A 12,274-nucleotide genomic window follows, 5' to 3' on the forward strand; every position below is an offset into this window, starting at 1 on the left:
CAATTACTTATGCGAGATACCAATGATATAGCTTTATTGACGTTGTTGAAAGACGGGGATGAAACTGCTTTTACCGAAATTTACAACCAATATTGGGAGCCGCTGTATTTCATGGCGCACAAACGCCTGCAATCGGCGCAGGACGCGGAAGAGATCGTTCAACAGGTGTTCCTGACGCTCTGGCAAAAAAGAGCCTCCCTGTCCATCCAGTCCCTTCCGTTTTACCTGGCGGCGATGGTGCGGTATGCTATTTACCGTCATTTCGCCAGCCTGCAGCGCAAAAAGGAACAGACCGGCGCCTTGCAGGCCGTTACCGCGGAGCAATCTCCCGCTTTTGACATCGATAACAGGTTCCTGCTGGAAATATTGAACAAACTGGCCAACGAATTACCCGCCAAACATCGCATTGTTTTCCTGCAGCACAAGCTGCTGGACCGGCCCCTGGAAGAAGTGGCCGGGGAACTGGGCGTATCCGTGCGCACCGCCGAAGGATATGTAGCCCGCGTGATGCAGGTCATGCGCCAGCGGAGGGAATACCTCACCCTGGCTATGATCTTTATGCTGATCAAATAATTCCCCTAAAATTTTTTCTCCTTTTTTGCGTGTGAATTCCTCTGACGATGCTCTATTATATAAATGGGCATAGTTTATTATTTAATTGCATCCAATGGATACAGGGCAGATCAGTGATTTGGCAGAAAAATATCTTGATGGGAGGGCAACCGCGGCTGAACAGGAAGCGTTGCATGAGTGGTACGACCGTGTGAATGAGGGTGACACCGAAATTGTTGTCAACGCGCAGGCCGATACCCTGGAAGGCGTAAAAGCGCGGATGCTGCGCCAGTTGCAGGAGCAGATCGCCCGGGACAAAGAAGCCGCGCCCGTTTCCGTGCTGCCTATGCGCCGTAAATGGCTGCCATGGGCTGCTGCTGCTGCATTTATAGTAGCGGTTGCCGGCACATACCTGCTGAAGCAGCCGGAGGAACAGGGAAATACAACAGCCGTATTGCCCCTGCCCCCGGCAGGCAACAAAGCCATGCTTACCCTGGGCAACGGTACCGTAGTGGACCTTAACGCCAGCACAGACGGCGCCATCGCGGAACAGAGCGGTACCACCGTCAATAAACAGCAGGCTTTGCTGGTATACGATGCGAATAACGGCGGGGCGAAACCCGCTATCAATAAGCTCTCCGTGCCGCGTGGCGGCAAATACCGGCTTATATTGCCCGATGGCACCAAAGTTTGGCTCAATGCCGCCAGCGAACTGCAATTCCCGACCGCTTTCCCCGGTGCGGACCGGGTAGTGGAGCTGAGTGGCGAAGGTTATTTTGAAGTAGCGGCGGATGCGGACCAGCCATTCATCGTTAAGACCGCCGCCGGCATGCGCGTAGAAGTGCTGGGCACACATTTTAACGTGAAAGCCTATGCAGACGAAGCCACCATTAACACCGCCCTGCTGGAAGGAAGCGTAAAAGTAGTGGCGGCCAACGGGAAAAGCAGCCTGCTGAAACCCGGCGACCTGGCGAAAGTAGCCGCAGACCACAGTATCAGCATCACGCGGGAGCCGGACCCGGAGCAGGCCGTTGCCTGGAAGGAAGGACTCTTTGCCTTCAGGAACGCGGATATCGCCGTCATACTCCGGGAAATTGGCCGCTGGTATGATGTAGAGATCAGTTATGAAGGGCCGGTTACGCGCCGCCGCTTTACCGGGAAGGCATCGCGCAGCTATAGCCTCGCAGAAACGCTTTCCATACTGGAAGCCAGCGATCTGCATTTCAGACAAGAAGGAAAGAAGATCATCGTTTTACCATAAGATCATTTTGCAGGAAGAGAGAAAGACCAGGCTGCGTGCCACAACGGAACCGGCGCCGGCATTTCAGACATGAGAGACAGATCATTTGTTTTACCATTAAAACCAAATAAAAAAAAGAGACAAGGACCAAAATCGTACACCAGCTTCTGATAGAATTTTATTAAATCATTAACCAACCAGTTTTATGATCTCAACTACCTTTTGCCCGAAGCGGCAAGGCAGGTTATGCCTATCAACCAAATCCGGGCTGCGCCCGTTCACAAAAAGATTGATCACCGTGAAGCTGTCAATTATCATTTTATTACTGGGAGCAATGCATGTAAGTGCCGCCGTGTCTGCACAACGGATCTCCATTTCGCAAAAGAATGCGCCGCTGGAAAAAGTGCTCGATGAAATAGAGCGCCAGAGCGGCTACCAGGTCTGGTACGAGGAGGGTACCCTGCCCTCCGGCGACGTGGTGAGCATTGCATTGAAGAACGCTTCCCTGGAAGAAGCGCTTGATGCCTGCCTCAACGGCCGTCATCTTACATGGACCATTATCAGGAAAACGATCGTGCTCAAAAAAGAAGCACAGATACCATTTATACCCCGCCCGCCGCAAAAGATCAATGGCGTAGTGAAAGAGGCCGGCACCGGCAAACCTTTGGCGGGCGCTACCGTACAGATCAGGGGTACTTCGAAAGCAACCGTTACCAATGCGGAAGGCGCTTTTGAACTGGAAACGGATGCCCGGGAAGTGATGCTGGAAGTGTCTTTCGTCGGGTATGAGCCGCAACGGGTGAAAGCATCCGGCAGCCTACCGGTGACCATCCTGCTTTCTATCGGTACTTCAAAGCTGGATGAACTGATCATCACCGGTTACTCCGCCAAAAAAACAGGCGAGCTCACCGGCGCAGTGCAAAAGATCAGCGGCGACCAGCTCCGGAAAGGCATTACCACGGCTGACCCCGTTTCCCTGCTGAAAGGCCGCGCCACCGGCCTGTATATCTCCGAACAGGGCGCGGGCGACCCCACCAGCGCGGGCGGACAGATATTCGTACGCGGGCAGAGCAGCATCGTAGGTGTGGGCGTAGACCAGGTGAATGAATTCGTAATGCCCACCCAGAACTACGGGCCGCTGCTCGTGCTGGACGGCGTGATCATGCCCAACCAGAACCTCAAGGAGCTGATCAACCCGCAGGACATTGATAACCTCACCATCCTGAAAGACGCCGCTGCCACGGCCATTTATGGTTCGCGCGCCGCTGCCGGTGTAATAGTGGTGACCACCAAAAAAGGCATGGTGGGCAAACCGCAGATACTGGCGGAAATAAAATACGGGATGAACAGGCCCAACCGCGGATCGCTGCGGTTCCTGACAGGCCCGGAACTGTATGATGTGCAGAAGCGCTACTATACCGAAGATTACCGCATCAACAACGCCAGCCTCGCGCCGCAATATCCCACGCTGCAGGCATACCTGGATAACCGCCTGCCCGCTATGGAGGATGTGCAAAACAGCTACGACTGGCAGAAATATGCCTTCATCAACAGCAACACCAAACAAGTGAACCTCTCCGCAAGAGGCGGCACGGAAAACACCCGCTACTACGTGGGCGGCACCTATTACGATGAGCAGTCCACCGGCATTAACAACGGCCTGAAACGCGGCACTTTCCGCATCAACCTGGAGACCAGGCTTAGCAAAAGACTGACCACCAACATATCGCTCAACGGCATCATCGACAATGGCAGGAGAGAGAACTCCAACACCGGCACTTTCCTGTATGGCATGATCCCCTGGGTGAACCCGTATAACGCGGACGGCTCTCCGAAGCCCGTGCTGGAATACAAGATGAACGGCAGGATACAGAAGCGCGAAAATCCCATCTTCGAAAACCAGTTCAACTACATCCATCCCAGGGCGCAGCGTTTTGCAGGCTCCATCAAGGCGGATTACAAGCTGACGGAATGGCTCAGCTTTTCCAGCACCAACTCCGCCAACCTCAACTACACAAAAGACGAGCGGTATATAGACGTCCGCAGCTATGCTGGTTCCGGCACGGCCACTTCCTCCAAGGGTTTCCTGGGCACTAATACCAATTACATCAACACCTTCCTGACCTCCAACCAGCTGAACTTCCATAAATCGTTTGGCAGCCATTCCCTGCGCGCGCTGGCGGCTACGGAATATGGCCGGACGAAAATGGAGAACATGCTGGTGAACGTTAACAATGTAAGAGCAGGTTATCCCGTAATATCGCTGGGCAGGCTGGTGGGCAACCGTTACGACTATTCCGTTTACGGCATTCCCACAACCAAAACCGGTAATATAGAAGGTGGCAAAGAAGACCGCGCTTCTTTCTCCGCCTTCGGCGAAGCGGGATATACTTATGATGAGAAATACAGTGTCAGCGCCTCGCTGAGGACCGATGCATCCAGCAGTTTCGGGAAAGATAAACGTTATGGCACGTTCTATTCCGTCGGCGGCGCCTGGGTGATCAGCAACGAGCAGTTTGCCCGCAACCTCGGTTTCCTGAGCAACCTGAAATTGCGCACCAACTATGGTACCAGCGGCTCTCAACTGGGAGACAACTTCCTTACCCGCACATTGTACGATCCCCGTTATACCTACAGCCAGCAGGCCGGCGCTACTATTTCAGTGCTGGCCAATCCTGAACTGAAATGGGAGATCACCAAAACCTTCAGCGCGGGTGCAGACATTGGCCTGTTCAACAGGATTACCGCCAGCGTGGATTACTATAGCCGCCGCTCGGAAGACCTCCTGCAGAAAGTAGCGTTGGACGCTATCAGCGGCTTCCCGACGCAATGGCAGAACGTTGCCACCGTGCAGAACAAGGGCTGGGAGGTGCTGATCAATTCAGATAATATCACCGGGAAAAATTTCCGCTGGAACACTTCTTTTAATATCAGCTTCAACAAGAACAAGATAATAAGCGTAGCCAACGATTCCCTGCGGCAGGGCTTCTACAATGCCAACAGCTTTTACCTGTTCCCCGGCGACGACATCAACTCGCTGAAGGCAGTTAAATATGCGGGAGTAGACCCGGAAACGGGCAAGCCCCGGTTTGAAAAACTGATCTTCGACGACAAAGGGCAGAAAACAGGCGTCGAGTATGTGAATACGGTAGACGAGGTAGGCGCAGCCGCCGACCCGCGGCAGTTCCAGTACATTGGCAACTTCCAGCCGAAATTCTACGGCGGTCTTACCAATACTTTCACTTACCGGAATTTCTCGCTGGACGTACTGATCACCTATGCTTACGGCTACATGATCTCGGACGAATATGCCGAGCAGATGCAGGGCACCAGCATCACCAGCTACAACCAGATCGCTTACCGCAAGCACCAGAAGCAATGGACCACGCCGGGGCAAACGGACGCCACCGAGCCTGAGCTTTACACGCATGCCAACGCGGATTATTTTGGTTCCAGCAAATACATGCACGATGGCAGTCATGCCCGCCTGCGCAGCGTCCGCCTGGGATACGAAGTACCTAAATCATTCCTGAAAAAACTGAATCTCTCGCAGGCGAATGTTTACGTGAGCGGCGATAACCTGTACACGCTGTATTCCAAGAACATTGTCTCCTCTGATCCGGAAGGCCCGTCTGTGGGGCAGGCGCAGGATTTCGGCGGCTCTGTCGGATCAGGCATCGGCATCCCGCGGCGCTATGTGTTCGGCCTGCAGATTGGGTTTTAATTTTTAGGTTTCAAATCATGAAAACAATGAGATACGCTATCATAATTATATTCGCGGGCCTGCTGGCAACTGCATGCAACAAGCAGATAGACAGCGTAAGGCCGCTGACGAAGATCGACAAGGAAGGAGAACTGGCCTCGCTGGCCGGCATCGAGGAAACGACGGTAGGCAACTACAGCCTGCTGCAGGGAAGCGGGTTTAACAGTTTCGATGTGCCCATGCATGATTTCGCGGAAAGCCGCGGCAACAATGTGACCCTGCAAACCTGGGGGCCTGTGGACAAAACCACGGACGCGTTCTTTTTCCGGAACAGCAGCAGCCCTACACAGGGCAACAGCGTTGATTTTTACCGCGGGGCCTACCAGGTGATCGTGGGTATCAACACCACGCTGGAAGGCATTGCAGCGATGGAAAAAACTACTTTTTCCATGCTGACGGAAGCCGAGAAGAACAGGTTCCGTTATGCCAAAGGAGAAAACCTTTTTCTCCGCGCGATGATCTACTTTAATCTCGTAAGGGTGTATGGGAAGCCTTATTACCAGTCAGCCGCCACCAGTCCTGCCGTGATCATCAAAACCAGCAGCGACATTAAAGACGTGCCGGAACGAAGCTCTGTTAAACAGGTCTATGACTTTATCATCGGCGACCTGCAAACCGCGGCGCAGCTGATGAAAGCGCCTGTAAACAAAACCAACGCTTTCGCCAGCACTGCCGCCGCATGGTCGCTGCTGTCGCGCGCATACCTCTACATGGGCGGCAGCGCAGCCGCGCCGGACGCGGCTGCCAACCAGCGCGCCATTGAATATGCGGACAGCGTGATAGACCATTCCGGCGGGAAATATATACTGCTGCAGGGAGAAGCCTACAGCAAGATGTTTGCAGACGACGAACTGGGCACTATCGGCCGCGCCAATGGCACTACCAACAAAGAACTGATCTTTGCATACGACAATGCTGCCGGTGGCAGTTCCCTTGGCCAATTCTATCACTACGACGCCATCTACAACGTTGGCGCCACTTTCCTCCCTTCCGCCAGTTTTAAAAGCCTGCTGGTGACAGGCGACGTCAGGGGCACTTTCCTCAAGCTGAACCCTAATTCGGGTTTCGTGGAAACCACCAAATTCCTGGTACTGCCTGAAGCCTGGCTTACCCGCGCGCCCTACATTTATTTCCGGCTGGCCGAGCTGTATCTCAACAGGGCCGAGGCATACGCCAAGCTGGGCAATACCGCCAAAGCAAAGGAAAACCTGGCAGCGATCCATACCCGTGCCGGCCTGCCCGCTTCTGATGTGGACAACCTCGCCGCGCAGGACGTACTGGCTGCGGTATTGAAGGAAAGGAGGATAGAGCTGGCTTTTGAAGGCCATAATAGTTTTGATTATTTTCGTAATGGCCTGCCCATGACAAGAACTGCAGCGGACAACAACGGAACAGCCCTGACCATACAGCCCACAGACCCGAAAGTAGTACTTGAATTACCTAAAAACTGACCGAACCAGCCATGATAAAACAAACCATTCTCGCAGCATTCGCCATCGCGCTCCTGTCTGCGCATGAGCCCGGCGGCTTCCGGATCAAAGGAAAGATCAGCGGCCCGGTGGAAGGCAAAAAAGTATACCTGAAGTACGCGGACATTCCTTCCAAAGCCATCCTGGACAGCACCGTGATCCGCAATGGGGAGTTTGCTTTCAGCGGAACAGCCGCCACGCCCCGGTTCTATTCCCTTGTATTTAAAAATGAAGAACCGACAGACAGGGTAATGCAGGACCGTGTGATCAACCTCTTTGCTGTCAATAACGACAACATCAGCGTTTCCGCGGTGTACGACAGCCTGAAAAAGGAGATAGAACTTTATTCCGGCGGCGGCACTTCCCCGGCGGCTACCGTTAGCGGCAGCGCCGGCAACGATCTTTTTATGCAGTATTACCGGCAGAAAAACGCCTTTGACGAAGAGATCGATCAATATTTTGACGGCTACGTCGCCTACCTGAATCCCGGGAAAGGCAAGGAGAAAGGGCCGAGAGAAATAGGCATGGACCTGTGCAGGAAGATGGATGTGGTGGAGAAGAAGCGGACGGCTTTTATGACCGGTTTCATACTGGATAAAAAACCATCCGAGGTGCTGGCGTTCATCGCATTGCAGGCAGTAGGGCAGCGCAGCATTCATGTCACAGAAATAGACAGGCTGATGCAACATTTTGCCGCAGCGGAAAAGGGCATGCTCACCAGCCATTTCCTGGAAAAGGCGGAGCTAAGCAAACAGGCCGCCGTAGGTGCCATGGTAGCGGATTTCACGTTGCAGGATACCACAGGCGCGCAACATCGCCTGAAAGATTATATCGGCAAAGGCAAATACGTATTATTCGAATTCTGGGCCAGCTGGTGCGGCCCCTGCAGGGCAGACATTCCACATCTCAGGGAAGTATATGCGCTGTACAATAAAAAAGGATTCGAGATCGTCAGCATTTCCATGGACGACAACAAAGAAAAATGGCTGCAAGCCATCCGGGAAGAAAAAATGAAATGGACACAGCTGTCTGACCTGAAAGCCTTCGACAGCGGGCTGGCCAAAACCTACCGTATCCGCGGCATCCCGTCCTGCCTGCTGTTTGACCCGCAGGGGAAACTGGTGACCCGCAACATGCGCGGTTCCTGGATGGACGCCGCCTTGATAGACATGTACGGCGATCTCTTTGCGAAACACTAAAACCCAACCAACTATTATGCATATAAGAAGCATTTTCGTCTGCCTCTCTGCCGCCGCCATCAGCGCCTGCAGCCAGGGGAAAAAACAACAGGCTACCATCACTGCGGAGATCACAGGCCTGAAAGATTCCGTGATATATATTTCCATACCGGTAGCCGATTCGGCCAAGACAGACACCATTCCCGTTAAAGACGGCAAATTCACCTGGACCGGCGAGGCCGCCGAGCCGGTAAAAGTATTTTTAATGTTCCCGACCCGCTTCGCGGATTTCTTTTTGGAGAACAGCGATATTCATATCACCGGCCATGCGGACTCGCTGGATAAGCTGAAGGTCACCGGCTCTGCAAGCCATGACGAGCTGATGGCTTACCAGGCCTCTATCAAGAGCATTACCGACCAGGAAAGGCAGCTGTACGGGAAATATGAGGAAGTTCAGAAGAACGATTCCGCGAAGGCCGCATGGGAAGAAGAGGTCGCTGCTTTCCGCAAGCAGCGCAGGACCGCGATGATGAATTATATTACGGCGCATCCCAAAAGTCCCGTCAGCCTTTCCCTTCTTTCGGATATGGCGGTGATGGGGGAATACAAACAGTTGGACAGCCTGTACCGCATGCTGGATGCATCCGCGCAGCAGACCGCAGTAGGCACCCGCCTCGGGAAGAGGATCGCCATTTTAAAAAAGAGCGCCATCGGCGAACCGATGATAGACTTCACCCAACCGGATGTAAACGGCAAGCCGGTAAAGCTTTCTGATTTCAAAGGAAAATATGTGCTGCTCGATTTTTGGGCCAGCTGGTGCGGCCCCTGCAGGGCGGAGAATCCCAACGTCCTGAAAGCGTATAACACTTATAAAGACAAAAATTTCACCGTTGTAGGCGTGTCGCTGGATGAAAGCGGGGAGAAGTGGCATGAGGCGATCAAAGAAGACGGCATGCCCTGGATACAGCTGTCTGACCTGAAAGGATTCAGGAATGAAGTGGCCTCGCAGTATGGCATCCAGGCCATACCGTCCACTTTCCTCGTTAGTCCTGAAGGCATTATTATCGCGAAGGACCTTAGAGGCGAAGCATTGCATAAAAAGCTCGGAGAGCTGTTGAATTAACCTTTCATACATAACCTAATCATGAACATGAAACAATTTTCGTTGCTGGTTGCCGCCTGCATATGGTACTCTGCCGCACAGGCACAATCTTTCACACTCACCGGCACCGTGGAAGGCAAACCATCAGGATATATTTATTTAAGCTATTCCCCGAATGGCGACGATTACCGGATGGATAGTGTGCAGCTGAAAGAAGGCCGGTTTACTTTCAAAGGGAATATCGGCGGGCCTTCCATGAGCAGCCTGTCGTTGGACAGGCAGTCTCTCATGTCGTACGGCGGCGACATAGCCTCCCTGTTCCTGGAGCCGGGTACGATGACGGCTTCCCTGAAGAAAGGGCATCTGAAAGAAGCCACTATGAAGGGTTCCAAAGCGCAGGACGACATGTCGCTGCTGAATAAGGCCAGGAAACCGGTCATGGCCGGCCTCGAACCATTGTCCTCCAAATACAACAAGCTCAACATGGCATACATCGAGGCGCGCAAAGCAAAAAAAGACAGCGCAACGCTGGCCGCTATGCTGGATGAGCTGGAAGAAGTAAAAGAAAAAATGGAACCTTACTACGAAAAGATGGAAGCCATCGACAAGGATTTTATCGAAAAGCGCCCTGCATCCTATGCCAGTGCTTACCTGCTGCGGTTCCGCATCAGCCGCATGCCGCTCGCGGAAGCGGAAGCCAGCTACAACAGGATGCCGCCGGCCATGCAGCAGAGCAGCTTTGGGAAAGAGATCAAAAAAGAAGTAGACGGATTGCGCAGCGGCTCTCCCGGCAGCGAGGCATACGTTTTCAGCAAAACGGATATCAACGGTCAGCAGCTTAGCCTGCAGGATTTCAAAGGCCGGTATGTGCTCATCGATTTCTGGGCCAGCTGGTGCGTGCCCTGCAGGAAAGGCAATCCTCACCTGAAAGAATTGTATTCAAAGTACAAAGGCAAAGGCCTGGAGATCATCGGTATTTCTGACGACGACAGCAGCCCGGATAAGTGGAAAAAGGCCGTGGAACAGGATGGCATCAGCATATGGAAGCATGTGCTGCGCGGCCTGGATATGCAGAAAAGGCAACGCAAAGAACCCAATCCGGAAGACATCAGCGATCATTACGGCATCCATTCCCTGCCCACCAAAATATTGATCGATCCCAAAGGGATGATCATTGGCCGATACGGTGGGGGAGGAGAAAATGATGAAGCGATGGATAAGAAGCTGGCGGAAGTGCTGGGGAATTGATTTATCTATACAGGTAATAATATAAAGAGAGGCGGTTTCCTGTTATGGGAGACCGCCTCTCTTTATTTGTATACCATATCACCGCTTCACCAACGGGAGCATGGCTGCGGCATAGCGCCTGCCGAATTCACGCTGCGAGGCCGCATTGATATGAACGCCGTCAGGCAGCGCCGTGAAGCCGTTCGCACGAACGACGGCGAAGAACTGCAGCGAACTTGCCGCATCGTAGAGGGTGGGGTTCAGCGTAGCCGCGCCTTTGTTGAAGTCCGGCAGCTCGCCGGCCACGAAGGGCAGGTCTTGTATTTGAAATGCCTGGCGGAATTTGCTCACCAGCTGCACGAGGTTGCTGCTGTAGGCTGCGGCTTTATCCGGCGCAGTGTCTGCCTCGCCCTGGTGCCAGAGGATGCCTTTTAATACGCCGTCTTTCATGGCCAGCCGCGTGCGCAGGATGGCGTTATTCCAGGGAAAGGACCGCGTTTGTTCCCAAAACTTGTCTTGCAGCCAGTTTTCCATGCCTGAGCCGCCCGCCGCGCAAGGTACCAGCCCTATTACGATGTTAGGATCATGTTTGATCATTTCGCGGGCGAAGCTCAAGCCCGGGCCCACACCCGCTGCGCTTTTATCGAAGTGCACCGGGTCTTTGGCGATCTCCCATTCCCCGTCGCGGTTAAGCGCCAGTATGCGCGGGTCGCCGATAGTGTCCTGCGCCTCCGGAATGCCCCTGCCTGCCATATTCGATTGCCCGGCCAGCAGGTACAGGTGGAATTTTTTCGCCGGTACTTTTGCCCTTGCTTTTTCCCGGTACTGCGGCGTAACAGGCGCCTGTTGGGCCTGGAGCGTTTGCATGGCTGATACCAGCAGGATCAGCATGGAGTAACATAAGCGTTTTCTTTTCATACTTTCATTTAGACGGTTTCCTGTTTTTGAAAAAGTATAACGGGCGGAACAAAGATAACAGGCCATTATTAACCTTGCATCTAAATCATTATATTTGTTCATAACAGCTATGTGCACACTCTTTGCGGTCCTGGAAGCTGTTTTCCTCCCTCCAGTGTTTATTCCCCTTTATACGAGCATTCAACCAACATACATTAGATAATTAAGTACTACGAATTGCCTACCGATGTATCATATGATGTCCGGGAACTATTAACGAGAGTGGCCGACGGCGATGAGGCCGCCTTTCAAAGTTTATTCGAGCGCTACCGGTCTCCTTTTTTTGGCGTCTGCATGAAATTGTCGGGCGCCCGGGAAGTGGCCGAAGAAGTAGTGCAGGAAACTTTCATCCGCATCTGGGAAAAACGGCAGCACCTGCGGGACCTGGAAAAGGCGCAGGCATACCTCTACCGGATGTTCCGCAACGTACTCTTCGAATATTTCCGGCATATGGCGGCGGAGCGCAAGGCCATGGGCGCCATTCTCGACCATTATGACACGGGAACAGATGAAGGCGTGAGCGAAAAGCTGCGGCTCGAAGCCCGCCTGGCATTGCTACAGGAATCGCTCCGGCACCTCACCCCGCAGCAGGCCAACGTGTTCCGCCTCATCAGGCTGGAAGGGCTGAGCCGCAATGAAGCTGCGGACCGCCTGGGCATCTCCCCCCATACCGTCCGCAACCTCCTGGCTGAAGCCACCAGGGTATTACGCACAAAAAGCGGGCGCCTCGAACTGGCGATTCTTTTTTTCCTGTCTATGGCGGAATCGTAGCCGCGGAAAATTTTT

Annotated in this window: 9 protein-coding genes; 8 read left to right on the forward strand and 1 reads right to left on the reverse strand. The window is 53.4% G+C overall.

Annotated elements, in window-relative coordinates; genetic code table 11:
- Positions 1-9 precede the first annotated feature (9 nt).
- From R3I13_RS09430 to R3I13_RS09460, 7 genes are all read left to right on the forward strand, one after another.
- Positions 10-573 (forward strand): sigma-70 family RNA polymerase sigma factor, encoded by a 564-nt coding sequence (locus R3I13_RS09430; protein ID WP_346317680.1) that lies wholly within the window; start codon positions 10-12, stop codon positions 571-573.
- 94 nt (positions 574-667) lie between these two features.
- Positions 668-1,813, forward strand: coding sequence for a FecR domain-containing protein (locus R3I13_RS09435; RefSeq protein WP_346317681.1), 1,146 nt, complete (start codon positions 668-670; stop codon positions 1,811-1,813).
- A 313-nt stretch (positions 1,814-2,126) separates the two neighbouring features.
- Positions 2,127-5,516, forward strand: a complete 3,390-nt coding sequence (locus R3I13_RS09440) for a SusC/RagA family TonB-linked outer membrane protein (RefSeq protein WP_346317682.1) — start codon at positions 2,127-2,129, stop codon at positions 5,514-5,516.
- Between the two features lie 26 nt (positions 5,517-5,542).
- Positions 5,543-7,006, forward strand: coding sequence for a RagB/SusD family nutrient uptake outer membrane protein (locus tag R3I13_RS09445; protein WP_346317683.1), 1,464 nt, complete (start codon positions 5,543-5,545; stop codon positions 7,004-7,006).
- Positions 7,007-7,017: 11 nt separating this feature from the next.
- A complete protein-coding gene (locus tag R3I13_RS09450; protein WP_346317684.1) occupies positions 7,018-8,223 on the forward strand; it encodes a TlpA disulfide reductase family protein in 1,206 nt (401 codons plus the stop codon).
- Between the two features lie 16 nt (positions 8,224-8,239).
- Positions 8,240-9,325 (forward strand): TlpA disulfide reductase family protein, encoded by a 1,086-nt coding sequence (locus R3I13_RS09455; protein WP_346317685.1) that lies wholly within the window; start codon positions 8,240-8,242, stop codon positions 9,323-9,325.
- 27 nt (positions 9,326-9,352) lie between these two features.
- On the forward strand, positions 9,353-10,552 hold the full coding sequence (locus tag R3I13_RS09460) for a TlpA disulfide reductase family protein (protein WP_346317686.1): 1,200 nt from the start codon (positions 9,353-9,355) through the stop codon (positions 10,550-10,552).
- A 78-nt stretch (positions 10,553-10,630) separates the two neighbouring features.
- On the opposite strand, the gene R3I13_RS09465 is transcribed toward R3I13_RS09460, so the two are convergent.
- A complete protein-coding gene (locus tag R3I13_RS09465) occupies positions 10,631-11,449 on the reverse strand; it encodes a sialate O-acetylesterase (protein ID WP_346317687.1) in 819 nt (272 codons plus the stop codon).
- Between the two features lie 216 nt (positions 11,450-11,665).
- Between R3I13_RS09465 and R3I13_RS09470 the strand changes: the two genes are divergently transcribed.
- Positions 11,666-12,259: a sigma-70 family RNA polymerase sigma factor gene (locus R3I13_RS09470; RefSeq protein WP_346317688.1), complete on the forward strand. Its 594-nt coding sequence runs from the start codon at positions 11,666-11,668 to the stop codon at positions 12,257-12,259.
- The last annotated feature ends 15 nt before the right edge of the window (positions 12,260-12,274 follow it).

Source organism: Chitinophaga sp. YIM B06452 (assembly GCF_039655965.1).
Lineage (GTDB): Bacteria > Bacteroidota > Bacteroidia > Chitinophagales > Chitinophagaceae > Chitinophaga.